Consider the following 25,877-nt stretch of genomic DNA (forward strand, 5'->3'; position numbering starts at 1 on the left):
GGGACCGCGGTCGTCGTTGAGCGTCGACTTCGTCGGCCTCGCCGAGGCGATGCCCGGCACGGCCACCGCGCGGTTCCGCGCGGCCCCCGCCGGTGAAAGGACCCCCATGCAAGTTCTGCTCCAGACCCTCGTCGGCGGGCTCAGTTTCGGTGCCGTCTACGCCCTCGTCGCGATGGGCTTCTCGATCGTCTACCGCACCATGGGCCTGGTGAACTTCGCCCACGGCCAGGTGGTCATGGTCGGCGCTTACGCGGCCTCGACGTTCTACATGTCGTCACGGCTTCCGTTCATCCTCGCGATCGTGGTCGCGATGGTGGTGACCGGGCTCATCGCGCTGGTCATGGAGCGTGTCCTGCGGCCCTTGGAGAACAAGGACTTCGACCTCATGCTGATCGGCACGATCGGCTTCGGCGTGGTGCTGGAGTCGCTGGCCACGATCATCTGGGGAGCCACCGGGCACGCGGTCCCGACGCCCGTGGAAACGGGGCCCCTGGACCTGTTCGGTGTGCGCGTCCGCACCTACAACCTCGTGGTGCTGGGCATCGCGGCCGTCGCGACCGTGCTGCTCCTGCTGTTCCTCCAGCGCACCAAGCGGGGCGCCGCGATGCAGGCGGTGGCCATGGACCACGAGGCCGCGACGGCGGTCGGCATCCACGTCGGGCGCAGCAACGCCATCGCGTTCGCGATCGGCGCGGGTCTCGCCGCCCTCGCCGGCGGGCTCGTCGGGCCGCTGCTCTACGTCAGTCCGACGCTCGGGGGCACCTTGGGCATCAAGGGGTTCGCCGCGGCCATCCTCGGCGGCTTCGGCAACATCGGTGGCGCGATCGCGGGCGGACTCGCCATCGGCCTGCTCGACTCGTACGCCTCCGGCCAGTTCCAAGGCTATTCGGACCTGGTGGTGTTCCTCGCCTTCACGGTCATCATCATGATCCGGCCGACCGGGTTCTTCGGCGAACGGACGGTGAACCGGGCATGAGCACTGGGACATCCGGGGCTTCGCCCCAGGCCGGGGGCTCCGCCACCCGGAACCCCCGAAAAGCAACCTTGCCGGGTTCCAAATCCACCGCGATCAAGGTGATCTCCGTCGCCGCGATCGCCGTCGCCGCCTGGTTCCTGCCCTACGGGCTGGACACCTACGGCATCCACGTCGTCAACATCGCCGTGGTGTTCGCGCTCCTGGCCGTCGGCCTCGGGCTCGCGATGGGCGTCGCCGGGCAGATCAACCTCGCCCAGGTCGCCTTCTTCGGCATCGGCTCCTACGCCCTGGCCATCTTCACGACGGCGTCCGGGCTCGGTTTCTGGGTCTCGGCCGTGCTCGCGATGCTCGCCACCGCCCTGGCCGGGCTCTTCGTCGGCATCCCGGCCCTGCGGGTCCAATCGCACTACCTCGGCATCGTCACCCTCGGGCTCGCGCTGGCCTTCACCAACTGGGTCACCAACGCCCAGGTCGCCGGCGGCGCGTCGGGCATCAACGGGATCCCGGCCCCGCCGCTGTTCGGCATCGACCTGACCAACGAGTACCTGTACTACTACTTCGAGCTGATCGTCTTCGCGCTCGCCATCGGGTTCGCCGTGTTCCTCGTCCGCACCGCGCTCGGCCGGCGGCTGCGGGCGATGCGCGACGACTCGCTCGCCGCGGGCGCGGTCGGCGCTCCGGTGTCGCTGCTGCGGATGACGGCGTTCCTCACCGCGAGCGTGTACGGCGGCGCTGCCGGGGTCCTGTACGCCGGGCTGATCCACTACATCGCGCCCGAGTCGTTCAGCGTGGCCAACATGTTCCTGCTGCTGGCGATGGTCATCATCGGCGGGCGGCAGAGCATCGTCGGGTGCGTGATCGGCGCGGTCGTGCTCTCCCTGGTGCGGGAGGCGCTGGTCGACTTCTCCGTCTACGCGCAGCTGGGCTACGGGTCCGTCGTGGTGCTGATGGTCGTCTTCGCGCCCACCGGCCTGGCCGGACTCCCCCAGCGGATCCGGACGGCGATCCAGCGACGGCGGCATCGGAAACCGGGCGTGCTGAAGGAGTTCCGCCCCTACGAGCCGGCCACGGAGACAGCCGATTCGGGCTCGCTCGAGATCTCCGGGATCACCAAGCAGTTCAAGGGACTCCGCGCCCTCGACGGCGTGACGCTGTCGGTCGCGCCAGGCGAGATCCGTGGCATCGTCGGCCCCAACGGTTCCGGGAAGACCACGCTGTTCAACGTGATCAGCGGCATCTACACGGCCACCGGAGGCACGGCGAGCTTCAGCGGCCGGCAGCTGATCGGGCAACGCCCCCACCAGCTGTCCCAGCAGGGCATGTCGCGGACGTTCCAGAACCTGCGGCTGTTCGGGCAGATGACGGTCGAGGAGAACCTCCTGGTCGCCCTCGACCGCACACCGATGCGCTCGGCCTGGCAGTACGTGGTGTGGCCGATCGGCATCTGGCGGCAGGAACGCCGGCTCCGGCGCGCCGCGACGGAGTTGCTCGAGCGATTCGGCCTCACCGACTTCGCCGGCGCGGCCCCTCGCTCACTGCCGTACGGCATCCAGCGCCGCGTCGAACTGGCCCGGGCGATGGCCGCCGCGCCCAGCTTGCTGCTCCTCGACGAGCCGGCAGCAGGTCTCAACGGCCAGGAAGTCGGCCAGTTGCAGGAGATCGTGCGCTCCATCCGCGACAGCGGCGTGACGGTGGTGCTGATCGAGCACAACATGGGCCTGGTCATGTCCCTGTGCGACCGGGTCACGGTGCTGGCGAGCGGCCGGGTGATCGCCGAAGGCACGCCGGCGGAGGTCGCCGTCCAGCCGGAGGTCATCGAGGCTTACCTCGGCGACTCGTTCAGCACGGCCGAGGTCGTGGAAGCCGTGGAGACGGAGGCGCTGCCGTGAACCCCTCGACCCCAGGCGACCTGGTCGTCGAGGACCTCGCCGTGCACTACGGCGGGGTCCAGGCGGTCAACTCCGTGTCGTTCACCGTCGGCGCCGGCCGCTGCCTCGGCATCATCGGGGCCAACGGCGCGGGCAAGACGTCGACGTTGAAGGCCCTGATGGGGCTGGTCCCCCGCAAGGTGGGGACCCTCCGCCTCGGCGACCGCGACCTGACCAAGGTGAAACCGAAGGACATCGTGCGTCACGGCATCGGCTACGTCCCCGAGGGCCGGCACGTGTTCACGGGGTTGACCGTGGAGAAGAACCTGCTGCTCGGCGCGTACCTTCGCTCGTGGAAGGGCAAGACGCGGGAGAAGCTGACCGAGGTCTACGAGATGTTCCCGGTGCTCGGCGAGATGCAGCACCGCCTGGCGGGGGCGCTTTCCGGTGGCCAGCAGCAAATGCTCGCCATCGGGCGTGCGCTGATGTCCGAGCCGCGGTTGGTGCTGCTGGACGAGCCGTCGATGGGCCTGTCGCCGAAGCTGGTCGAGGAGATCCTCGGCACGCTGCAGCGGCTGTCGGCGTCGGGGCTGGGACTGCTGCTGGTGGAGCAGAACGCGAAGCTGACGTTCGAGGCGACCGAGACATGCGTGGTCATGGAGAACGGGCGGATCGCGATGACGGGGAGTTCGGCCGAGCTGGCGCACGATCCTTTGGTGCGGCAGATCTACCTCGGGTTGTAGGGCCTCCGGCGAAACGCCCGGCCGTGGATTGCACGGCCGGGCGTTCCGCGTAGGACCGATCGATTCCTACGATTCGCGAAGAACCACTCACGGACGACCAATTCCTACCCGGAAATAGACGCAATCACGTCCGTCGTTCACCACGTAACAAGTCAAGCCGCCGACCGACTGTAGTGCCGAACCTCCCGACCGCGCACACAGCCAGGAGAACGACCAGGTGAACGCAGACAACGATTCAGGCAGCCAGACATCGGACAAGAAGAGCCACTCCACACAAGCCGTCGTGGCCGTTGTCGTTGCAGTGATCGCTGCGCTCGCTACCATCGTAGCCGCGGTCATCACGAGTTCGAAAGATCCGGCCGCGAACACCGGCAGCTCCACCGTCGCTTCGACGCAGCGCACGCCATCATCGCCGCCGCCATCCCCCTCACCAGAATCAGTCACGATCACGCATCCGACGCCAGGGCAGGGTGTCATCGGACACAAAGGCGTTCAACTCAAAGGGACAGCGCAGAACCTCGACGGGAAGCGTCTGCGAATCTTCGACTTCGCTGACAACCACAAGTACTACCTGCTCACCGCGGAATCCGTGCCGGTCACGAACGACGCGTGGAGCTTTTTCGACCCTCAGGTCGGGTCGTCAACGCCCGACGACAACGGGCATGCTTTCACGCTGGTCGTCACACTGACCGATCCATCGTGCGATGGCACGCTCGACACGGCGACACCGAACGCTGAAGGCGACATCGTGTTCACGGCCCTGCCCACCGGCTGTCGGGAGCTGGCGTCGGTCAAGATCGTGAAACAGAGCTAGGCCCTGCGGAGATTCCGCAGCGAACTGAGACGCGTGACGTCCGGCCGGAAATTCCCGGCCGGACGTCTCGGTCAACGGCAGAACGGAGCCGCTCCCGCCGCGGACTTGATGCCGTTCGCGATCAGCGTCTGGAAGTACGCCGCACCGTCCGAAGTGGACGTGTTCGTGAACGCCCAGCTCTCGTGGCCGAGCGTGGTCACCCACGACCGGCCGCCGTCGTAGTACTGGCACCACGCGACCGGGTGGTCGTTCCCGTGCCCGGGGTGGCCCATCGATCCCTCCACGCCTTTCGCGAGCGACTTTTCGTCCACCTTCGCCAGGAACCGGACGTTGCTCGGGAACGGCACCAGGTTGTACCACTCGTCGGTGAACGCCCAGCGGTTCGGCAGATTCTTCGTCGACACGTCGTTGCGGTCCACCGTCTGCACCACGCCGGCCTGTGCGGGCCCGTGGTCGTAGTAGTTCGCGCCGCCCAGCAGGCCCTCGTACCACGGCCAGTTGTACTCGGTCCCGAACGCGTTGTGGATGCCGACGAACCCGCCGCCGCCTCGGATGTACTGCCGCAACGACGTCTGGGCCGAGTCATCCAGGGCGTCGCGCGTGGTGCTCATGAAGATGACGGCGTTGTACTTCAACAGAGTGTTCGGGCTGGCCAGCTGGGTGACGTCTTCGGTCCAGTCGACGGCGAAGCCGTTCTTCTTGCCGAGTTCGATGAGCCCGTTCTGCGCGACGTTCGCCGCGGTCAGCGGCGGGTTCAGGCCCGGGCCGAGCGCCGGGCCCAGGTTCGCGTGGCGCGGCCCCGCCGTGCGCGAGTAGACGAGCACCTTCACGCCCTTGCTGACGTCGAAGTTGCCCCAGTTGTGGTAGCACCGCGAGTCGAGGCCGCGGCAGACACCGTAGTCGGGGCTGCCGAGGTTCTGGGGGCCCTGCTGACCTCCGTCGTGTGCCGACGCGGGCATCCCGATGATGGCGGCCGTCGTCAGCGCCGCGGTCACCGCGCTGCCGAACATGGTCAACAACGTCGTTGATCTCTTCATGGTGGTTCCGACCTTTCTCCGGGCACGGCGGTGCCCCGGGGACTGTTGAGGAGGGCGAGCTACAGCTCGATCAGTAGGCGGTCGGCGGCCACGGCCGCACCCGCGGCGGTGACTTCGGCCAACTCCGGTGCGTCCGCGAGGACGAGCGGGTTCGTGTTGTTGAGGTGGGTGAACAAGAAGCGCGGACCCGGGCGGGCCGCGATCAGCGGCAGCTGCTCGCGCACGGCGAGGTGTCCCATGCCCGACGCCGGGCGGGTCGCGCCCATCTCGTCTTCGGTGAAGAACGTGCCGTCGAGGGCGACGACGTCGGCGCCGGCGATCGCTTTCTCGAACTCGGGGCTCCAGATGGCGAGGCCCGGAGCGTAGACAAAGGACCGTCCGTCGGCGTCGAAGCGGTACGCGCACACCGAATTCCCCGCGGCCGACGCGCTCGCGTACCGGGGCCGCTTGGCGCTGAGGACGGTCGCGGTGACCCGGAGTCCACCGGCCAGTTCGATCGGTTCGCCGTCGCGGACGTCGTGCCGGTGGACGCGGGTGTAGCCGGCCAGCACGGCTTGGAGCGGGAACGCGGTCGTCAGGGCCTCGTGCACACACGCGGTCGCGTAGACGTCCAGCGCGGCGGCCTCACGCAGGCCGAGCAGACCCAGGGTGTGGTCGAGTTCGGCGCTGGTGAACAGAACTCCGCGGACCGGGGTGTCCCGCGTTCCCGGCGGTGGACGCAGTTCCGGGGTCGCCAGAAGCTGCGCGCGCAGGTCCGCGGAGGCGTTGACGAGGTACCACGCGGTGCCGTCCCCGCTGACGGCGACGCAGTCCTGAGTGCGCGAGACCCCGGCGGCGCGGGCGCTTTCGCAGACGGGGCAGCCGCAGTTCCACTGCGGTGCCCCGCCGCCGGCCGCAGTCCCGAGGAAGCGGAGCTTCACGGCATCCGCCGGGGTACGGCGGGTTCCGGCGTCAGCTCGGCGATTCCGTCCAGTACGAGGTCGTGGTGCTCGGACAGGTCGCAGACGGGGTCGGTCACGGTCGCGTCGCCGGTCAGCTGGTAAGCCTGGCAACGGCAGCCGCCGAAGTCGATCTCCTTCAACGCACAGCTCGTGCACGGGTCGGGCAGCCAGTCCGTGCCCCGGAACTTCCGGAATGCGCTTGACTCGTGCCAGATCCGGTCCAGGGAGTCCGACCGCACCGAGGGGATCTCCAGGCCGGGCAACGTCTCCGCGGCCAGGCAGGGCAGCACGTGCCCGTTGGGGGTGACGGTCAGCTGCCGCGCGCCCCAGCCGTAGTTGCACGGCTTCGGGCGCGGGTCGTAGTAGTCGGCGGCCACGTGCACGACCTCGAACCCGTACCGCTTCCGCACGTCGGCGACGTCCCGGGCCGCCTGGTCGACCTGCTCGCGCGTCGGCATGAGCGCGGCGCGGTTGCGCAGTGCCCAGCCGTAGAACTGGGTGTGGGCCAGTTCCAGGCGGTCCGCGCCCAAGCGGTCGGCCAGCTCGGCGATCGCCGGGATGTGCCCGACGTTCGCCCGGTGCAGCACGACGTTGATGGTCAGCGGGAGCCCGGCGGCGCGGACCGCCTCGGCGACGACGAGCTTGCGTTCGTGCGCCGCCCGCCCGGCGACCCGGTCCCCGGGAGCCGCTTCGGCGTCTTGAAGGGACAGCTGGAAGTGGTCGAGCCCGGCCTCGGCGAGCCCGTTGATCCTCGTCGCGTTGAGGGAGATCCCGCTGGTGACGAGGTTCGTGTACAGGCCGAGCCGGTTCGCGGCCGCGACCAGGTCGACGAGGTCGCGGCGCAGCCCGGGTTCCCCGCCGGACAGGTGCAGCTGCAGGACGCCGAGGTCCCGGGCCTGGGCGATCACGTCCAGCCAGGTGGCCGTGTCCAGTTCGTCCCGGTAGTCGGCGAGGTTGAGCGGGTTCGCGCAGTACGTGCACTGCAGGGGACAGCGGTAGGTCAGCTCGGCGAGCAGCCCGAGGGGCACCGGCGAGCGGCGCTGCTCCGGTACTCCTGCCGGCGTCGGGAACCTCGGTGCCGGACGGGCGTCCGGTGCCTCTCCCACCAGCCCGCGGTCTTCGAGGTCCGCGAGCGTCCGCAGCACCGAGCCCGCCTCGACGCCGGCGTACTCGGTGGCGAGGTCCTCGACGATCTCCGCCACCGACCGGCGGGTGTCGCACCGCGACAGCACGGCCGCCGCGGTGTTGTTGAGCAGCAGCACGCCTTCGGGGAACAGCAGCGCCGGCCGGCCGCGGACGGCGTCGAACTCCAGCCGCACGCCGCGGCGCAGGCCGGGCCTGCTCTCGGCGGTCACGGTCATGACGCCCCCGCGTAGTCCACCGCGTCCAGCACGGCCCACAACACGTCGCACTTGAAGTTCAGGGCCCGGATCGCGGCCTCCTGCTGGTCCGCGGTGACGCAGTGGTCGAGCACCAGGCGCAGCGTCAGGGCGCTGTCTTCGCGGGCCGCGGGGATCCGGCGGTCGAAGTAGGCGAAGCCCTCCGGCCGGATCCAGTCGTAGTGCTCCCGCCACGCGTTCACGCGATCGGTCATGTGCCCCGGCGAGAACAGCTCCGTGCACGCGGCCGCGACGCTTTCGATCCACGGCTTGGTGCGGCAGAAGTGCAGGTACCCGTCGACGGCGAACCGCACGCCGGGCAGCACGTGCCGCTCGTCGAGGACCTCCGCCCTGCTCAGCCCGACAGCTTCCGCCAGGCCCAGCCACTGTTCCATGCCACCTTCGCCCGGGTTCGCGCCGTCGTGGAAGACGATGCGGTCCACCCACACGCGGCGGACCTCGGGCAGCGGGCACGCCGCGATGATCGCGGCGTTCTTCTGCGGCAGGCACTTCTGGTAGTACCAGCGGTTGGCGACCCACCGGCGCAGGTCCGCCGGGGTGCACCCCCCTTCGTGGAGCCGGAGGTGGAACGGGTGGTGGGCCCAGTAGCGCTTCTCGAGGCGGAGCAGGGCGTCGGTCAGCTCCGCCCGGCTCAGCGTGCTCGCCACGGCTCGCTCTCGCCGGCGTACGCGGTGACCTCCGGACGTGTCTCGTAACACTCGACGACCGGCGCAGACCACGGGATGAGTACTCGCTCATCTCCTTGCGCCACAACGGTTTCCACAACAGCGGGCATACCGGCACTCCTCTTCGAGTCACGGATCTCTGGTCCGCTCAGCGGTCCGATCGGTCCGCCTAGCGTTCCGTGACCGTACCCCGGCAGATGCGCGCCGAACAAGAGGCGAACACTCTTGTGGGTCCCCCGGTCCCGTCTTACACTCAACCGTCGAGCGGTCCAAGAGTACCACTAGATGGACCTATTAGCCGCCTGGATCATCTCGTCGCAGCGCGCGTTTCCTCAACGAAGAGAGGGCTCAACCGATGGATCGACGCAAATTCCTGACCGGTGCGACGGGAGCCGCCGTGGCGGGGACCGTGCTCGTGGGCCGGCCCGCCGCCGCGGCCACGGTGGACACCCCGCGCCAGCCTGACGCCTTCGGCAAGCCGGGACGGGACTTCACCAAGGTGGGCGGGGACCTCGGCAACCAGAACCACACGCCCCTGCACCAGATCAACCGGCAGACGGTGAAGCGGCTCGGCGGCGCCTGGCACGTCAACCTCGAAGGCGGCGACACCTCCCGGGCCCAGCAGAGCACGATCGTCGCGCAGAACGGTGTCCTCTACGTCCAGACCACGCAGCAGAACGTGTTCGCCGTCGACGGCCGGACCGGCGCGGTTCGTTGGAAGACCAACCTGGGCACGGAAACCACCAACATGCGCGGCGTGGCCCTGGGACAGGGCAAGGTGTTCTCGACCTCGGGCGCGAACATCCTGTACGCACTCGACCAGAAGACCGGCGCGGTCGTCTGGAAGACCCAGTTGCTGACCGAGGACCCGACCCAGGGCACGCCCGAGCCGTGCGACCCGGCGAACGGCCAGTGCGGCGGCACCACCGGCAGCCTCGCCGGCGCGGTCGTCTACTCCGACGGGCTCATCTACGTGGGCATGCAGGGCAGCACCGCCGGCGCCCGCGGTCGTGCGTACGCCCTCGACGCCGCCACCGGCAAGATCGCCTGGACGTTCTGGGCCGCCCCGGGCCCGGGCCAGTTCGGCAACGACACCTGGGAAGGCGAGTCCTGGAAGACCGGCGGTGCCGTGCCGTGGATCCACCCCGCGGTCGACCCCGAGCTGGGGCTCGTCTACTGGACGTTCGGCAACCCCTACCCGCGGACCAACGGCTCGACGCGTGGCGGCGACAACCTGTTCGCCAACTCGATCGTCGCGATCGACGCGAAGACCGGGAAGCGGCGCTGGCACTTCCAGTCCGTGCACCACGACATCTGGGACTACGACAACGTCATGGCGCCGGTCCTGATCGACCTGCGCATCGACGGCAAGCTGCGCAAGGTCGTGGTCTACGGCAGCAAGGTCGGGATGTACTACATCCTCGACCGCACCGACGGCAAGCCGATCCAGGGCGTCACCGAACGTCCGGTTCCGCAGGACCCACGGCACAAGACCTCGCCCACCCAGCCGTTCCCCGAGGGTGACCCGTTCGTCCCGCAGGAGCCGCGGCTGGACAACTCGACGCGCCCGGTGCCCTTCTATCCGACCGGCGGCCTGTTCGCGACGCACTGGGACCGCGCGACGATCATCTTCCCCGGCGCGGGCGGCGGCGCCGACTGGTCGCACGTCTCGTTCAACCCCAACACCGGCTGGGTGTACGTCGGCTACGGGCTCATCAACTCCGCCTACTCCAACACCACCGGCGGCCGCGTCAACACCGCCCGCCCGTACGGCGAGTACTTCGCCGGCGGACTCGCGGCGGTCGACCCGCGTACCAACAAACTGGTGTGGAGCAAGGACAGCGAGTGGTCCCTGGCCCACGGCAACGGGATTCTCACCACCGACGGCGGCGTCATGTTCCAAGGCGGCCCCGACGGCAACCTCCTCGCCATGAGCGACACCGACGCGAAGGAGCTGTGGCGGTTCCAGTGCGGCGCCGGCGTGCACACCAGCCCGATCAGCTACGAGATCGACGGCGAGCAGTACCTCGCGGTGTTCGCGGGCGGGAACGGACTGCCGTATCCCGACATCCCCAAGGGCGACCACCTGTGGGCGTTCAAGCTCGGCGGCAAGGTGGCACCCGCATCGGCGCCCACTCCCCCGTCGAAGCGCAACCAGATCCGCGCGGCCGCCGTCACGGCCGCCGCAGCCAAGAACACGGTCACCCTGGGCCGGATCTGGGACACCGCGGCGGGTGCTCCCGGCGCGACGGAGAACACGGTGGCGCAGACGGCGATGTCGCCGCAGAACCTGACGGTCCCGGTGGGCACGGAGATCACGTTCGTGAACCCGCAGGGCAACGTTTTCGCCCACGGCGCGGTCTCGTTCTTCGAGTACGAGTTCGACAGCGGCACCCTGATGCCGGGACAGTCTTTCAAACACACCTTCACGGAGAAGGGCGAGTTCTTCTACAACGACCCGATCTTCCCGCAGAACACCGGCAAGATCGTCGTGGCCTGACGCCACGCTCCCGCTGCCGGACGTCGGCCGTTCCGAGCCGGAACGGCCGCCGTCCGGGCGTGAGGGGTGGTGTCAACGAAGAGAACCTCCAGGTCGACTACGACAGCGCCGGCTGGAGCATCGCGGCGATCGCCAGCGGATTCATCGGCTGTCTGTAGCGCCCGCCGCGGCCCGGGAGCGGCGCCCGGTGGAGGCCCATCACGGTCACTCAAGCCCGTAACGCCGCAGCTTGCGGTACAGCGTCGCGCGGCCGATGCCGAGCAGTGCTGCCGCCTGCACACGGTTGCCGTTCGCCGTGAGCAACGCGTCGGAGATGGCCAGCCGCTCGACCTTTTCCAGCTCCGTCAGGCGCGGGTGTGCTGGGGATGCGCGCAGCCGTCCCGGCAGGTGGCGCGCGCTGACGGTCGGTCCGGCGGCCTCCGCTCGCGCCGACACGATCACGGCCTTCAACTCGGCGAGGTTGCCGGGCCAGTCGTGTCGCTGCAGGGTCGCCCGCGCGTCCTGCGTGAGGTGCACGCCACCGCCGAACCGCCGTGCGAGCTCGGGGATGTCGGCCGTCCGCTCACGGAGGCTCGGCACCAGGATCTCGACCGGCGACCAGCCGGTGCGCAGCACTTCCGCGCAGACCGAACGCGTGCCGGTGGTGAACGTCGCGATCACCCGCGCGCGATGCTCCGCCGCGAGGAGGGTGGCGAGCCGGGCGGCTCGGCTCCGGCACAGGCGTTCGACGTGACACAACAGCACAGCGGGCCGCGAGAGCGTCTCCCCGACCTGCGCCAGCCAGGCGTCGTCGTCCGCCGCGTCGAGGACGACGGGATCGCCGAGCACCGCTCGAGCGACGCCGGCCTTGCCCACCCCCGGTTCGCCGAGCAGCACCATCGGCCGGGCGCCCGCCCGCGCCACGGACCGCTCCAGCGAGCGCCAGGCCGGCGAACTGCCGGACAACCCCGCGTCCGCGAAGAGCGAAAGCCTGGCGCGCCGGCGTTCCGCACGCGGCTGTGGTGGCTCGACGACGACCAGTACGGCCCCGCTGTCACCTGGTATCGCGGGGTGGAGGTGGACCTTCACCCCGTCGTCCAAGATCAGTTCGGTCGTGGGCAGTGCGCCGTCCCTCGCCGCCTCGATCGCGTAGGACTCCAAGGTGTCGATGTCGCGGGGCCGCAACAACGCCGCGGCGGCGTCGCTGACGAGCCTGGTCCGGCCGTCCAGCACGGCGATCGGGTACCGGCCGGGTCCGGCTCGCAGGTAGGCCTCGAGCAGGCGGTGTTCGTGCGCCGACGCGGTGTGCACCAGCTCGCGCTCGATCGCCCCGGTCGCCGTGGTCGTGATCGCGTGCAGCACTCGCAGCGGCGCGTCGAGTTCGCACACCACCGCGACCGCGCCGACGACCTTGCGGGTGACCGGGTCGGTGACGGGGGCGCCCGCGCACACGGTGTTCTGGTACAGCTCGAAAAGGTGCTCGGGCCCACCGATCACGCACGGGCCGCCCGTGTCCAGGACGTGACTGATCCCGTTGGTCCCGGTGGAGCGCTCCGACAGGTCAGTCCCCAGGCGGGTGTCGATCCGGGAGAGGTGGGCACCGACTGCTTCCTCGTCGGCCCAGCAGCCGACGACGCGGGCGTGCCGGTCGCTGAGCACCAGCGCGGCGCCGAGCCCGGCCAGGTCGCCGGCGAGCTTGGCCAGCACCGGGGTCGCGGCGCGGACCAGCGGGGTCTCCAGCGAGACGGGAACGGCGGGCACGTGGTCGCGGGTGACGTCCAGCTCGGCGAAACACGACCGGCGCCACGCCGCGGACAGCCACGCGGGCAGGTCTTCCGGCAGCCGCCGGTCGGTCAGGAAGAGTTCCCTGGCGTGACGCAGGCGGGCGACCCCGTCCCGTGTTTCGATCTCGTAAGCCATCCGTTGTCACTCCATTGTGGTCACCGGACTGCGTTCCGCACCCGGCCGGCCGGCCCGGTTGTCTCATTGTGAGACAACCGCGCGCGGCGCCGGCTCGTCAAGGTGAGTGCATGACGACAGATTCCGTAGCCCGCCGGGAGAGCGCCCGGCCCGCGCCCCTCACGTCCGCGGACGTCGAAACCGATGTGGTCGTGGTGGGCGGCGGCGGGGGCGGCCTGCCCACGGCGCTGTTCAGCCGGTGGCTCGGCAACGAGGTGGTCCTGCTGGAGAAGGCGCCCGAGCTCGGCGGCACGGCCCGCAAGGCCGCGTTCTGGTACTGGGTGCCGGACAACGAGCCCATGCGCGCACTCGGCATCGAGGACCGGTTCGAGGACTTCCTCCGCTACGTCGCGCGCCTCTCCCAGCCGACCCGGTACGACCCGAGCAGCCCGACGGCCGGTCTGACGGAGTGGGAAGCCGGCATGGTGCGCGCCATCCACACGAGCGCGAGCCCCGCCGCCGAGCTGCTCGCCGAGCGCGGAGCGCTGACCTACCGGCATTGCCCGGACGTGCCGGACTACTGGTCGGAGCTGCCGGAGGACAAGGCGCCGACCGGCCGCGTGCTGGTGCCCTCGGACGCGCGGGAGTCGATGTCCGACGGCGGTGCGTGCGCGGTGGCGCAGATGTCCGGAGCGGCCGAGCGCGACGGCGTCGACGTGCGCACGGGACACCGGGTCCAGCGGCTCGTCCTCGACGGCGACCGCGTCGCCGGGGTCGAGGCCACGACCGCGGACGGGACCACCGTACGAGTGCTCGCGCGCAAAGGCGTCGTCTTCGCGACCGGCGGCTTCACCCACGACGACCAGTTGCGCCGCGAGCACCTCGGTGTGCCGGCCTACCCGGGGTGCGCGGCGATCACCAACGAGGGCGACTTCCTGCGCATCGCCTCGACGCTGGGCACGCAGCTCGGCACCATGAACCACGCCTGGATGTGCCCGGTGCCGCTGGAGAAGGTCGGGCGGCCCGACCTGGTCGGCATGTTCTCGGTGGCCGGCGACTCGATGATCTTCGTGAACCGGCACGGCGAGCGCGTGGCCAACGAGAAGCTGCCCTACAACGAGGCCGCGCGGACGTTCTTCCGCTGGGACCCGGCCACCGGGAGCTACCCGAACCTGGTGCTCGTCCAGCTCTGGGACCAGCGCAGCCAGGACCACTCCGCCAGTGACGAGTACGGCCGCCTGATCGTCCCGGCGGGCGTCGACGGCTCGCACGTGCTCGAGGCGCCGACCCTCGACGAACTCACCACGAAGATCCGCGAGCGGCTCGCGTCCCTCGCCGCCGAGACCGGCGGCTTCACCATCGCCGACGACTTCGCCGCGAACCTGCCGGGGACGATCGACCGGTTCAACACATTCGCGGCGAAGGGCAAGGACGAAGACTTCGCCCGTGGAGAGACCGCGATCCAGCTGGTGTTCAACGGCCCGGTGAAGGACGAGCCCGGCCGGGCCAACCCGACCATGTGGCCGATCAGCACCTCCGGGCCGTACTACGCCGCCTTGGTCACGGGCGGCACCCTGGACACCAAAGGCGGCCCGCGCACCGACCAGGACGGGCGGGTGCTGGACGACCTCGGCGCCCCGATCCCCGGCCTCTACGGTGTCGGCAACTGCGTGGCGTCGGCGTCGGGGCGCGCTTACTGGGCGGGTGGTGCGACCCTCGGGCCGATCATCGCGTTCGCCTACCGGGCCGCGCACGCTGTCGACCTGGCCTGACCGGCCTTCCCCGGCAGCCGCCGGTGTCACGGCCGGTACAGCCGCGCGAGGGTGGCCATGTCCTCCGGGCCGAGGCCCGCTTCCTGGGCCCGCCGTACGACACCGGCGGCTGTACCGACCGTCGGGGCGTCGCGTCCCGGGTCGGCGACCGCGTCGAGGAACAGCTCCAGGTCCTTGCGCACCAGATCGACGGCGAAAGCCACCGGGGGCAGGCTCTCCGCGAGGAAGGCGTCCCGCTTGTAGTGCACGAAGGGCGCGGCCATCACGGATTCGCCGATCGTGTCGTACGCCGTGTGCGGGTCGATGCCCGCGCGCGCCGCGGCACCCAGCACCTCGGCGAGGGTGGCGTTGAAGGTGTGCAGCAGCGCGTTGAGGCAGAGCTTGAACGTCGACGCGGCTCCCACGGGTCCCAGGGGGATCGTCTTCTTGCCCAGGTGGCGCAGGACCGGTTCCGCCGCGGAGAGGTCTTCCGCGGCGCCCCCGAACAGTACCGTCAACGTCCCGGCGCGGGCCGCGCCGACCGAGCCCGACACGGGTGCCTCGGCGAACCGGATCCGCCGCCCGGCCAGCGTTTCCGCCACCTCGCGGGAGATCCCGGGGCCGGACGTGCTCATGTCGAGCACCAGCGTGCCCTCGTCGAGCACGCCGGCGACGTCGCCGAGGACCGCGCGCACGGCCGGGCCGTCGGCGAGCATGGTGATCACCACCTGGGCACCGGTCACCGCCTCCCGAGCCGAAGCCGCGACGCACCGCGCGGGGATCCCCGCCCGCTCCGCCCGCCGGCCGTCGCGGTTCCAGCCGGTGACGTCCACGCCCTCGTCGATCAGGCGCAGCAGCAGCTGCGAGCCCATCGCGCCCAGTCCCAGCACCGCGACCTTCATGAGCGCCTCCCGGGATCGATGAGAACCTTGCCGTCCACTTCCCCGGCGGCCAGCCGGGCGAGGCCGTGATCGGTGAGCTCGTCCAGCCCGATCACGGAGTCGAGCAGCTCGCCGCCGAGCACTCCGGCCGCGAGGATGTCCAGGGCCGGGGCGAGGTCTTCGCCGCACACGTGCGCGACGGTGGACTCGACGGTGATCTCCCGCAGGACCAGACCGAACAGGTCGACCGTCGGAGCCTGCTTGGGCAACCCGACGGCCAGCACCCGGCCGCCGTCGGTGACCATCCGGACCGCGTTCTCGAACTGCCCGGGCGCGCCGCTCGCCTCGATCACCACGTCGGCGCCGCGCACCGCCTCGACGACGTCGTCGGCGGCGTCGACCGTGCGCGCCGCACCCAGCCGCTTCGCGCGCTCCAGCTTGTCGCCGGCGAAGTCGATCACCGTGACCTCGGCGTCGCCCAGGTGCCGCAGCCCGGCGAGGACGAACGAGCCGATGGCACCGGCGCCGATGACGACCACGGAGTCGCCGGGCCGGACACCCGCCCTCCGCGCGGCGTGCAGGCCGACGGCGAGCGGCTGGGCCAGCCCGGCGTGGTCGAGGGACACCCCGTCCGGGATCCGCCGGAGGGTGCCCGCCGGTGCCGCGACGTACTCGGCGAGGCCGCCCGGCGCGTTCAGCCCGAGCGTGTAGTACCCGCGGCACAGGTTGGTGCGGCCCTCCCGGCAGCGGTCACACCGTCCACAAGAGACACCGGCCCCGGAGGCCACCAGTTCTCCAGCCGTGAAACCGCTCGAGCTTTCGACCACCTCACCGACGAACTCGTGGCCGAGGACCATCGGGCCGAGGTGGCCGCTGCCGGGGTGGCGCCGGGTGAGCGGCACCATCTTCGGACCTGCGGCCCATTCGGTGGCGTCCGATCCGCAGATCCCGCTGCGCCGGACGGCCAGCAACACCTCACCGTCGCGAGCCCGGGGCACGGGCACTTCTTCGATCCGGACGTCCCGTTGGCCGTGGTAGACGGCCGCGCGCATGGTCTCGCTCACCGGGTCGCCCCGAACTCGAGGTGCACCTTGATGTTCTTCGCCGTGTCGCGGGACGCGGCGATCGCCTCGGCCGCGCGTTCGACCGGGAACCGGCTGGTCACCAGGTCGGAGAGGTCGATGCCGGCGCGGTTCATGAACCGGAGCGTGTCCGGCCAGACCCCGGGTGACCCGGCGATGCCCCGGACGCTCAGTTCCTTGGACTGCAGCAGGCCCAGCTTCGCCGGCGAGCTGCCCCCGACGTCGATGCCGACGTAGACGATGCGCGCCCGGTGGGCGGCGACCTCGAGCGCGTCGGCCATCACCGCCGTCCGGCCGGTCGCCTCCACCACCACGGTGCCGCCCGTGCCGCCGGTCGCCTCGGCCACCTGCTCGGCGATGGGTGCCGCGGACGGGTCGAGGACCAGTTCGGCACCCAGCTTCCGTGCCGCCTCACCGCGCCCGGCCGCCGGCTCGACCGTGATGGTGCGCGCGCCCAGCGCCGCGGCACCGGCCGTGACGCCGAGGCCGATCGGGCCGGCCCCGAACACCACCACGGTGTCGCTCGCGTTGACGTTGCCCGCCTTCACGAGCGCGTTGTACCCGCAGCTGAACGGTTCGACGAGCGCACCGTCGGTGAAGGACAAGGAGTCGGGCAGCCGGTGCAGCCAGGCGGGCTTGGCCACGAAGAACTCCGCGGCGGCTCCGCTCACCGAGAAGCCGAAGTGGTCGTCGCCGATGACGCACTCGCCCACGACGCGGTCGCCCACGGCCAGGTCCGTCACCGCGGCGCCGGTCTCGGCGACCTCGCCCGCCCACTCGTGGCCCGGGATGATCGGGTAGCTGAACGGGATGATGTAGCGGCCTTCGAGCAGTTCGATATCGGAGTGGCAGATGCCGACCGACCGGGCCGCGACGAGCACCTCGTCGGGGGCGATCCGCGGCACCTCCAGGTCGTCGACGGACAGGGTGTCCGCGGCGGTGAACCTCAGGGCTTTCATGGTCGAACTCCCCTTTCGTCGGGTGGAGTGGCCAGCTGGTCGGCGATCGCCCGCAGCAGGGCGGCACCGTCCAGCTCGGCGGGCGCGGTCAGCGTCAACGGCACGCGGGTCCGCCAGGCCAGCGCCGGTTCGCCGTCGGCGAGGCGCACGGGCACGACGTCGAGGGCGGGCACACCGGCGGCGAGCACGCTCTCGCCGGGCGCCGCGACCGGGACGGTCCGGACTCCCGGCACCGACCCGACCACGAGCCGCGGCAACGATCCGAGGCCGGCGTCGGACCAGACCCGCGCCACGGCGTCGTCGAGCAGTGCCGCCAGGCGGTCCGGCGGGACGTCGGGAACGACGGCCGCGGCTTGGTGCACGGCCGCCGGCGCCGCAGGTTCGGCCGTGGCGGGCCGCGCGTCCAGCAGCGCGGTCAAGATCCGGAGGGTGAGCCGGTGCGGGCCGATGTCGAACCGGGCCGGGTCGACGCGCCGCTCGTGCAGCAGCCGGCGCACGGCCGGGGACCACGGGCCGCCACGCGGCGTGGCCGGCCGGGGGTACGGCGTCGTCACGCTCATCCGAGCCTCTTGCGGATCGTCTGCACGATGCGGTCGACGCTGGGGATCACCGAGTCCTCCAGCGCCGCGGCCGACGGCAGCGGCACGTGCGGGGACGTGATGCGCACCGGCGGCGCGTCGAGGTCCCAGAACACCTCGTCGGCCGCGAGGGACACGATTTCCGCGCCCCAGCCGAGCAGCTGCGGGTTCTCTTCCACGGTGAACAACCGGCCCGTGCGCGCCACCGAACCCAGGATCGTGCGGGTGTCGAGCGGGACGAGCGACCGCACGTCGATCACTTCGAGGTCGATCCCCTCGTGGGCCAGCGCCTCGGCCGCCTCGACGGCGCGGGGCACCATGAGCCCCAGCGCGAGCACGGTGGCGTCCGTCCCGGGCCGCCGGATCGCGCAGGTCCCGAGGCTGTCGACGATCTCCCCATCGGGCACGTCGCCCTTGCTCGCGTACATGCCCTTGTGCTCGAAGAAGAGCACCGGGTCCTCCGAGCGCACGGCCGCGGCCATCAGCCCGACGACGTCCCGCGGGTTCGACGGCGTGACGACCTTCAGGCCGGGCACGGCCATCGCCCAGTTCTCGATCGACTGCGAGTGCTGGGCGCCGAACCGCAGGTTGCCGCCGTTGCCGGTCTTGATCACCAGCGGCAGCGTCACCTGGCCGTTGGTCATGTACCGGGTCTTCGCGATCTGGTTCACCACGATGTCCCAGGCGACGGCGAAGAAGTCGGAGAACATGATCTCGGCGACCGGCCGCAGCCCCGTCATCGCGGCGCCCATCGCCGCGCCGAGGATGGCCTGCTCGGCGATCGGGGTGTCGATCACCCGCCGCGGGCCGAACTCGTCGAGCAGGCCGGGCGTGGTCTTGAAGACACCGCCCGCGCCGGCGATGTCTTCACCGAGCAGCAGCACCCGCTCGTCGCGGCGCATCTCCTGCGCGATGCCGCGGGCGACGGCCGCGCGATAGGTCAGTTCCGCCATGACGATCCTCCGTCGGCCCACACGTCCGTCAGGGCCGCCGAGCCGTCGGGCTCGGGGCCGTTCTGCGCGGTCTCGGTCGCCTTGTCGACCGCGGCAGCGACCTCCGTGTCGATGGTGTCCAGTTCGGACTCCGGCACGCCGACGCGGGTGAGCCGGTCGCGGTACAGGGTGATCGGGTCGTAGTCGAGCCACGCCCGCACTTCCTTGTCCGGTCGGTACTTCCCCGGGTCGGCCCGGGAGTGGCCACCGTGCCGGTAGGTCGTCGCCTCCAGCAGGCACGGGCCCTCCCCCGACCGCGCGTGCGAGAGCAGCTCCCGCGCGGACAGGTAGACGGCGTCGACGTCGTTGCCGTCCACCGTGCGCGCCTCGAGCCCGTAAGCCGCCGCGCGATCGGCCGCGGGGCGCGCGACGGCCGTGATGTCGGCGATCGCGGTGTACTCCATGTAGAGGTTGTTCTCGCAGACGAACACGATCGGCAGCGAGAACACCGCGGCGAAGTTCAGGGCCTCGTGGAAGGCACCGATGTTCGTGGTGCCGTCGCCGAAGAAGCACACCGCGACCTGGCCGCTGCCGCGCAGTTGCGCCGACAGCGCGGCGCCGTTGGCGATCACCAGGTGCGCGCCGATGATCGCGTACGAGCCGAGCATGCCGTGCTCGACGCTGGTCAGGTGCATCGAGCCGCCCTTGCCGCCGAGCAGGCCGGTGGAGCGGCCCATCAGCTCGGCGAGCACGGGTGCCATCGGGACGCCGCGGGAGAGCGTGTGGGCGTGGCCGCGGTAGGTGGCGAACGTGTAGTCGTCGGCTCGCATCGCCTCGCCGAACCCGGCCGAGATCGCCTCCATGCCCAGCGACAGGTGGCTCGTACCCTTGACCAGGTTGCGCATGAACAGGTCGTAGGCGCGCTTTTCGAACTGGCGCAGCTCTTGCAGCCGCCGATACAGCGCACGGCGGGTTTCCGGCGCGATGTCGGCGTGGTCCAGGTCGCGGTTCTCCAGCGGCGGGAGCACCACGGGGTGCTCGCCGTAGGGGTGTTGCTGCAGCGGCAGCGTCATGCGAGGTCCTCCCCGCGGCCGGCGGCGGTGTTCAGGTGCGATTGCGCTTCGCGCGCGGTCGGCAGGACGCCGTTCACGGCGATGTAGCGCGGTCCGGCGATCAGCAGCTCCTCGGCCGGGAACTTGGTGATCACCTCGCAGCCGTCCGGGGTCACCACCAGCTCCTCCTCGATCCGCGCCGCGCCGATGCCGTCGGCCGAGGGCCAGTACGTCTCGAGCGCGAAGACGTTCCCGACTTCGAGGGTCTCCGGATGCTCCAGCGAGACGAGCCGGGAGAAGATCGGCTTCTCCCAGATGGACAGTCCGACGCCGTGGCCGTACTGGAGGCCGAACGCGGCTTCTTCGTCGGGGAAACCGAACTCCCGGGCGGTCGGCCACACCGACACGATGTCCGCGGTCGTGGCCCCCGGACGGACGAGCGCGATGGCGCGGTCCATGTATTCGCGCGCCCGGACGTAGGCGTCGCGCTGGGCGCTGCTGGCCGAGCCGACCGCGAACGTGCGGTAGTAACAGGTGCGGTAGCCCTGGTAGCTGTGCAGGATGTCGAAGAACGCGGGGTCGCCGGGGCGGATCAGCCGGTCGGAGAACACGTGCGGGTGCGGCGAGCACCGCTCGCCGGAGATCGCGTTGACGCCTTCGACGTACTCCGAACCGAGGTCGTAGAGAGACTTCGACACGAGTCCCACACACTCGTTCTCCCGGACCCCGGGACGCAGGAACCGGTACAGGTCGTCGTAGGCCGCGTCGACCATGGAACAGGCCTGGGTGAGCAGCGAGATCTCGTCGGCCGTCTTGACTCGCCGGGCCTCCATGAACACCTGCTGCCCGTCGGTGACGGTGACGCCCGCGCGCTGCAGGGCGGCCAGGATCGGCAGCTCGATCACGTCGACGCCGAGCGGTTCGCCCAGCAGGCCGAACTTCTCCAGCTCCCGCTTGATCTTGGCGGCCACCGCGTCGGCGATGCCGGCGTCGGGGTGGAACGCGCCGCGCAGCGTGGAGATCCCGGCGCGGGCCCCGGACTCGGTCCTCGGCCGGACGGCGCCGTGGTGCGGCGCGTGCGGGTCGGCATCGGCCTCCGCGGTGGTGGTGGCCAGCCACGGGTTGTACAGCTGGTGGTGCTTGGCCGCCGAGCCGAAGTCCCACACGATGGGGTCGGTGGCGCGGGTCAGCAGCGCGAACCGGATGAGCTTGTCCATCGCCCAGGTGCCGATGTGGGTGGCGGACATGTAGCGGATGTTCGTGAAGTCGAACGCGAGGACGGCGCCGAGGCTCGACTTGTCGAGCTGGTCGCGCAGGCGCTGCAGCCGCTGCGTGCGCAGGCGGTCGAAGTCGATCCGGGTCTCCCAGTCGACGGCGTTCGTCCCGAAGGTGGCGATCGGCATGTGCTTTCCTTTCCTGCGGCGGGAACCGCCGAAGTCGATGAGGGGTGCGGACCCGCTCAGACGAGGACCATCCCGCCCTCGATGGGGATCACCTGCCCGGTGATGTAGTCGGAGTCCGGGCCGGCGAGGAAAACGGCCGTGGGGACGAGGTCTTCGGGTTCGGCGGGGCGACCCAGGATGATGTCGCCGGCCATCGCGTCGAACCCGCTGTCGCCTTCGCCGATCCGCTCGAGATCGCGGTCGAGCTTGTCCCACAACGGGGTGCGCACCACCCCGGGCGCGAACGCGTTGACGGTGATCCGGTGCTCCGCCAGCGCCCGCGCGCCCGCCTGGGTCAGGGAGATCACCGCGGCCTTGCTCGCGCAGTAGGGCGCGAAGCTCGGGAAGCCCTGCCGGCCGGCGATCGAGGCGGTGTTCACGATCTTGCCGCCGGTGCCCTGCCGGATGAACTGGCGGGCCGCTTCCTGGCTGCCGACCACGACGCCGAACGCGTTCACCCGGAAGATCCGGTCCCACACCGGCTCGGTGATGTCGAGGAACTTCTCCGGCTCGTTGAACCCGGCGTTGTTGAAACAAACGTCCAGCCGGCCGAACTCCGCCGCGGCGAGCGCGATCGCGGCGCGCACCTCGTTCCGGTCGGTGACGTCGGTCCGCGCGTGGACGGCGTGACCGCCACTGTCGCGAATGGACTGTGCCACCGCGGCGGCCTCGGGTTCGTCGCGGTCGGTGACGACGAGCGCGGCACCCTCCTGCGCCATCCCGCGGGCCAGCGCGGCACCGATCCCGCGGCCCGCGCCGGTCACCAGGACCGTCCGGCCGGTCAAGCGCGCGGTCATGGCCGGGCTCCGCCGGGGATGATCCGCTCCGCCCGCAGCGTCTCGAAGAGCCGCGCGAAAGCGTCCAGGGTGCTGGTGTAGCCGTCGAACCCCGCCTTGCGGCTCTTGCTCATGTCGGTGAGGCACTCGATGGGCCGGCCGAGGTCGCTGTCGGTGTGCCACCAGGACGCGACCCGGGCGACGTCCCGCTCGCGCAGGCCGTGCCGCTCGGCGATCCCGCGCCACACCGGGGCGGCGTCGATCATCTGCTGCTCCAGCGGCGCCGGCTTGCCGTCGAACCCGGCCGGGGTCACACCGAGCAGCGCGGCGATCCGCGGCCACATCCACCGCCAGCGGAACACGTCCCCGTTGGCGATGTTGAACGCTTCGTCGCGGGCACTGTCCGTGGTCGCGGCCCAGATCATCTGGTCGGCCAGCAGGCCTGCGTCGGTCATGTCGGTGAGCCCGTTCCACTGGGTCTCCGAGCCGGGGAACCGGAAGTCCCGGCCGGTCTCCCGGCAGATTTCCGCGTAGACGGCGAGGGTCATGCCCATGTTCATGGCGTTGCCCACGGCGTGCCCGATCACGGTGTGCGCCCGGTGCACGCTCCAGGTGAAGCCGTGCCGCTCGGCGGCCGCGAACAGCTCGTCCTCCTGGGCGTAGTAGAAGTTCGGGACGTCCAGCCGGGCCTCGTCCTCGTGGAACGGCGTGTCCGGCATGACCCCGGCCGCGTACGCCTCGAACGGGCCGAGGTAGTGCTTGAGCCCTGTCATCAGGGCGACGTGCCGGGCACTGCCTCCGGCCGTGGCCAGCACGTTGCGCACGATGCCCGCGTTGACCTCGATGTTCTCCGCCTCGGTCGGACGGCGCGACCACGCGGTGAGGAACACGTGCGTCGGTGCGACATCCGCGAGAGCCGCGTCCAACGCGGCCGGGTCCTCGAGGTCCACCCGGACCGACCGGACCCCGGCGACGCCGGACGGGCTCCGGGAGACCCCGGTGACCGCCCAACCGCGTTCGGCCAGCCGCGCGGCGATCGCGGCCCCGGCGACCCCGGTGACCCCGACGACGAGTGCGTGCGGAGCTGTTTCGCTCACGTTCTCTTTCCTTCCCGGTTTCAGACGAGGGCCGGGGTGCGGCGGCGCACCCGGGTGTAGATCGCGGCCGCGATGAGGATCAGGACGCCCTGGAAGAAGTACTGCCAGCTCTGGTTCAGGTTCAGGAACGTCGTGGCGTTGAGGACTTCCTGGATGAGCGTGGCGCCCAGCAGCGTCCCGATGAACGACCCGCGCCCGCCGGCGAGGCTCGCCCCGCCGAGCACGACGGCGGTGATGCTGGAGAGCGTGTAGCTCACGCCCTGGGTCGGGTCGCCGACGCCGATCTGCGCCATCAGCAGCAGCGCGCCGAAGAACGTGAGCGCCGCGCAGCCGACGTAGGCGAGCACGTGGATCCGGTCGACCTTCAGCCCGAGCCGGCGAGCCGACCCCTCGTTCGACCCGGCGGCGCGCAACCCGTGGCCCCACCGCGTGAACCGCAGCGCCAGCTCCAGCGCGACGGCGACCACCACGGCCACGATGAACGCGACCGGCACGAAGCCGACGGACACGGTGATCACGTCCGTCACCGACGAGCTGATGAACCCGCCCTGGAAGGGCCGCAGCAGCAGGGAGATCCCCTGCAGTCCGATGTAGAGGGTCAGGGTCGCGGCCACGGCGGTGAACCCGCCGAAGCGGACGAGCACGCCGTTCAGCAGCCCGGATACCACCGCCACGGCGAGCATGATCACGAACGCCAGGGCGATCATGACCGGAGACCGGCCGTCGGTCACGAAGAACGAGGCGATCACCACGAGCAGCCCGGCGAGCGGGCCCACCGAGAGGTCGATCCCGCCGGTCATGATGGCGATCGTCTGGCCCAGGCTGATGAACGCGAGTGCCGTGAGCAGGGTCAGCAGCGAGGTGACGTTGAACGGCGCGAGGAACCGGACGTTGTGCGCGAAGGTGTACGCCCCCAGTGCGAGGATCACCAGCGCCAGCACGAGGCTGGGCGCGTAGTCGCCCTTGGCGAGGTCACGCAGGCGCGTCGCCTTGGCCGGTGCCGCCTTCGCCGCCGGAGTCTCCTGACGATGCGTCGTGGCGTTGACGACCGCGCCGGTGATCTTCTCCTCGGTGACGTCCTCGCCGGTCAGCTCGGCGACGACGTGGCCGCGGGAGAACACCACGACCCGGTCGCAGAGGCCCTCCAGCTCCTTCGCGTCGGAGGACACGACCACCACCGGCACGCCCGACGCGGCCACGTCGCGCATGATCGTGTAGATCTCGGAGCGCGCGCCGACGTCGACGCCCTGGGTCGGCTCGTCGGCCAGCAGCAGCCGCGGTGCGGCGAGCAGGGCGCGCGCCATCACCACCTTCTGCTGGTTGCCACCCGAGAGAGCCATCACGTTCGTCTCGCGCGTCGCGGTTTTCACCGAGAGCTTCGCGAGCTCGATGTCCACTTGCGACCGTTCCCGGCTCCCGGCGACCACACCCCCGGTGGCGAACGAGGGCAGCGCACTGATCGCGGCGTTCTCCCGGACCGACATCGCGGGCAGCAGGCCCTCCCGGTGCCGGTCGGCCGGCATGTACGCGGTGGACCGGACCAGGGCACGGCCACGCAGCCGGGACCCGTCGAGCACGATCTTTCCGGTCGACTGCCGCAGACCTGCCAACGCGCGCAGGAACTCGCTCTGGCCGTTGCCGACGATGCCCGCGAGCCCGACGATCTCCCCGTGGTGCGCGACGAGCCGGGCGTCGTGGAAGCCGTCACCGGAGAGACCGTCGACTTCCAGGGCGACCTTCGCGCCCGCCGGGTCGGGGTTCTTGGCGGGGAACGTCGACGCCAGTTCCCGGCCGACGATCATGCGGAGCATCTCGTCGTCGGTGAGGTCCGTGACGTTCGCGTGCCCCCGCGTACGGCCGTCCCGCAGCACGGTCACCTCGTCGGCGATTTCCCGCACCTCGGCGAGCCGGTGGGTGATGTAGACGACCGCGGTCCCGCGGGCGGTGGCCCGGCGCACCTGGTCGAACAGGATCTCCGTCTGCTCCGGGCCGAGCGGTGCGGTCGGCTCGTCGAGGATCAGTACCTTCGGCTCCAGCGCGACGGCTTTCGCCAGCTCCAGCAGCTGCTTCTGTGCCACGCCGAGGTCGTCCACCCGGTCCTGCAGCCGCAGGTCGGAGCCGACGCTGCGCAGCAATTCGACCATCCACAGCCGCGGATTGCCGTCCGGCATCCGCTCGGGCGGCACGGCCAGGCGGATGTTCTCGGCGACCGTCATGTCGGCCAGTACGGCCGGGTGCTGGTGCACGATCGCGATGCCGAGCCGGCTCGCCTGGTCCGCGGTCAGAGCGGGCACCGGCTCGCCGGCGACGCTGGTCCGGCCGTCGTCGGGGCGGGTGGAGCCGGAGGCGATGCCCATCAGCGTGGACTTGCCCGCGCCGTTCTCGCCCAGTAGCGCGTGCACCCGCCCGCCGAAGACGTCCAATGAGACGTCGGACAGCGCCCGGACGGGGCCGTAGTGCTTCGACACGCCGGAGAGGCGCAGAGCGGGAACCTCGGTCATGGTC

General features: G+C 70.8%; 21 protein-coding genes. 6 read left to right on the forward strand and 15 right to left on the reverse strand.

Translation table 11 applies throughout. The features are described 5' to 3' along the window. Positions 1–106 precede the first annotated feature (106 nt). The 4 genes from AB0M59_RS46225 to AB0M59_RS46240 all read left to right on the forward strand — a co-directional run bounded on the left by AB0M59_RS46225 (position 107) and on the right by AB0M59_RS46240 (position 4,401). Positions 107–976, forward strand: coding sequence for a branched-chain amino acid ABC transporter permease (locus AB0M59_RS46225; protein WP_364628411.1), 870 nt, complete (start codon positions 107–109; stop codon positions 974–976). Between the two features lie 68 nt (positions 977–1,044). Next, positions 1,045–2,865, forward strand: a complete 1,821-nt coding sequence (locus AB0M59_RS46230; RefSeq protein ID WP_364628413.1) for a branched-chain amino acid ABC transporter ATP-binding protein/permease — start codon at positions 1,045–1,047, stop codon at positions 2,863–2,865. After that, complete coding sequence (locus tag AB0M59_RS46235; protein ID WP_364628414.1) at positions 2,862–3,587, forward strand: ABC transporter ATP-binding protein; 726 nt, start codon at positions 2,862–2,864, stop codon at positions 3,585–3,587. Before AB0M59_RS46230 ends, AB0M59_RS46235 begins: the two co-directional genes overlap by 4 nt. A 217-nt stretch (positions 3,588–3,804) precedes the next feature. Next, positions 3,805–4,401, forward strand: a complete 597-nt coding sequence (locus tag AB0M59_RS46240; protein ID WP_364628416.1) for a hypothetical protein — start codon at positions 3,805–3,807, stop codon at positions 4,399–4,401. A 71-nt stretch (positions 4,402–4,472) separates the two neighbouring features. On the opposite strand, the gene AB0M59_RS46245 is transcribed toward AB0M59_RS46240, so the two are convergent. Genes AB0M59_RS46245 through pqqC form a run of 4 tightly spaced genes read right to left on the reverse strand, consistent with a single transcriptional unit; the run spans position 4,473 to position 8,426 of the window. Further along, entirely contained in the window at positions 4,473–5,438 is a 966-nt protein-coding gene (locus AB0M59_RS46245; RefSeq protein WP_364628418.1) for a ThuA domain-containing protein, read from the reverse strand. 59 nt (positions 5,439–5,497) lie between these two features. Continuing rightward, a complete protein-coding gene (locus AB0M59_RS46250; protein WP_364628420.1) occupies positions 5,498–6,358 on the reverse strand; it encodes an MBL fold metallo-hydrolase in 861 nt (286 codons plus the stop codon). Then, positions 6,355–7,740, reverse strand: a complete 1,386-nt coding sequence (pqqE, locus tag AB0M59_RS46255; protein ID WP_364628421.1) for a pyrroloquinoline quinone biosynthesis protein PqqE — start codon at positions 7,738–7,740, stop codon at positions 6,355–6,357. Before pqqE ends, AB0M59_RS46250 begins: the two co-directional genes overlap by 4 nt. Then, complete coding sequence (gene pqqC, locus AB0M59_RS46260) at positions 7,737–8,426, reverse strand: pyrroloquinoline-quinone synthase PqqC (protein ID WP_364628423.1); 690 nt, start codon at positions 8,424–8,426, stop codon at positions 7,737–7,739. Before pqqC ends, pqqE begins: the two co-directional genes overlap by 4 nt. A 373-nt stretch (positions 8,427–8,799) precedes the next feature. Here pqqC and AB0M59_RS46265 point away from each other — a divergent pair, with 373 nt between their 5' ends. Beyond that, positions 8,800–10,944: a PQQ-binding-like beta-propeller repeat protein gene (locus AB0M59_RS46265; RefSeq protein WP_364628425.1), complete on the forward strand. Its 2,145-nt coding sequence runs from the start codon at positions 8,800–8,802 to the stop codon at positions 10,942–10,944. A gap of 204 nt (positions 10,945–11,148) precedes the next feature. On the opposite strand, the gene AB0M59_RS46270 is transcribed toward AB0M59_RS46265, so the two are convergent. After that, a complete protein-coding gene (locus AB0M59_RS46270; protein WP_364628427.1) occupies positions 11,149–12,843 on the reverse strand; it encodes a helix-turn-helix domain-containing protein in 1,695 nt (564 codons plus the stop codon). A 110-nt stretch (positions 12,844–12,953) separates the two neighbouring features. Between AB0M59_RS46270 and AB0M59_RS46275 the strand changes: the two genes are divergently transcribed. Then, on the forward strand, positions 12,954–14,594 hold the full coding sequence (locus AB0M59_RS46275) for an FAD-dependent oxidoreductase (protein WP_364628429.1): 1,641 nt from the start codon (positions 12,954–12,956) through the stop codon (positions 14,592–14,594). Positions 14,595–14,620: 26 nt separating this feature from the next. Here the strand turns inward: AB0M59_RS46275 and AB0M59_RS46280 are convergent, their stop codons facing one another. Genes AB0M59_RS46280 through AB0M59_RS46325 form a run of 10 tightly spaced genes read right to left on the reverse strand, consistent with a single transcriptional unit; the run spans position 14,621 to position 25,873 of the window. Further along, positions 14,621–15,475: an NAD(P)-dependent oxidoreductase gene (locus AB0M59_RS46280; protein WP_364628431.1), complete on the reverse strand. Its 855-nt coding sequence runs from the start codon at positions 15,473–15,475 to the stop codon at positions 14,621–14,623. After that, entirely contained in the window at positions 15,472–16,518 is a 1,047-nt protein-coding gene (locus AB0M59_RS46285) for an alcohol dehydrogenase catalytic domain-containing protein (RefSeq protein ID WP_364628433.1), read from the reverse strand. Before AB0M59_RS46285 ends, AB0M59_RS46280 begins: the two co-directional genes overlap by 4 nt. Next, positions 16,515–17,495 (reverse strand): zinc-binding dehydrogenase, encoded by a 981-nt coding sequence (locus AB0M59_RS46290; RefSeq protein WP_364628435.1) that lies wholly within the window; start codon positions 17,493–17,495, stop codon positions 16,515–16,517. The genes AB0M59_RS46285 and AB0M59_RS46290 overlap by 4 nt, the downstream gene beginning before the upstream one ends. Continuing rightward, complete coding sequence (locus AB0M59_RS46295; RefSeq protein WP_364628437.1) at positions 17,492–18,055, reverse strand: hypothetical protein; 564 nt, start codon at positions 18,053–18,055, stop codon at positions 17,492–17,494. The genes AB0M59_RS46290 and AB0M59_RS46295 overlap by 4 nt, the downstream gene beginning before the upstream one ends. Then, positions 18,052–19,026, reverse strand: a complete 975-nt coding sequence (locus AB0M59_RS46300) for an alpha-ketoacid dehydrogenase subunit beta (protein WP_364628439.1) — start codon at positions 19,024–19,026, stop codon at positions 18,052–18,054. Before AB0M59_RS46300 ends, AB0M59_RS46295 begins: the two co-directional genes overlap by 4 nt. Next, positions 19,014–20,078: a thiamine pyrophosphate-dependent dehydrogenase E1 component subunit alpha gene (locus tag AB0M59_RS46305; protein ID WP_364628441.1), complete on the reverse strand. Its 1,065-nt coding sequence runs from the start codon at positions 20,076–20,078 to the stop codon at positions 19,014–19,016. Before AB0M59_RS46305 ends, AB0M59_RS46300 begins: the two co-directional genes overlap by 13 nt. Next, positions 20,075–21,460 (reverse strand): Xaa-Pro peptidase family protein, encoded by a 1,386-nt coding sequence (locus AB0M59_RS46310; RefSeq protein WP_364628443.1) that lies wholly within the window; start codon positions 21,458–21,460, stop codon positions 20,075–20,077. The genes AB0M59_RS46305 and AB0M59_RS46310 overlap by 4 nt, the downstream gene beginning before the upstream one ends. 56 nt (positions 21,461–21,516) lie before the next feature. Further along, positions 21,517–22,296, reverse strand: coding sequence for a glucose 1-dehydrogenase (locus AB0M59_RS46315; protein ID WP_364628445.1), 780 nt, complete (start codon positions 22,294–22,296; stop codon positions 21,517–21,519). After that, a complete protein-coding gene (locus tag AB0M59_RS46320; RefSeq protein ID WP_364628447.1) occupies positions 22,293–23,372 on the reverse strand; it encodes an SDR family oxidoreductase in 1,080 nt (359 codons plus the stop codon). The genes AB0M59_RS46315 and AB0M59_RS46320 overlap by 4 nt, the downstream gene beginning before the upstream one ends. 20 nt (positions 23,373–23,392) lie before the next feature. After that, entirely contained in the window at positions 23,393–25,873 is a 2,481-nt protein-coding gene (locus AB0M59_RS46325) for an ATP-binding cassette domain-containing protein (protein ID WP_364628449.1), read from the reverse strand. Positions 25,874–25,877: the final 4 nt, after the last annotated feature.

Origin of the sequence: Amycolatopsis sp. NPDC051371 (genome assembly GCF_040682155.1) — a bacterium.
Taxonomy (GTDB): Bacteria; Actinomycetota; Actinomycetes; order Mycobacteriales; family Pseudonocardiaceae; genus Amycolatopsis.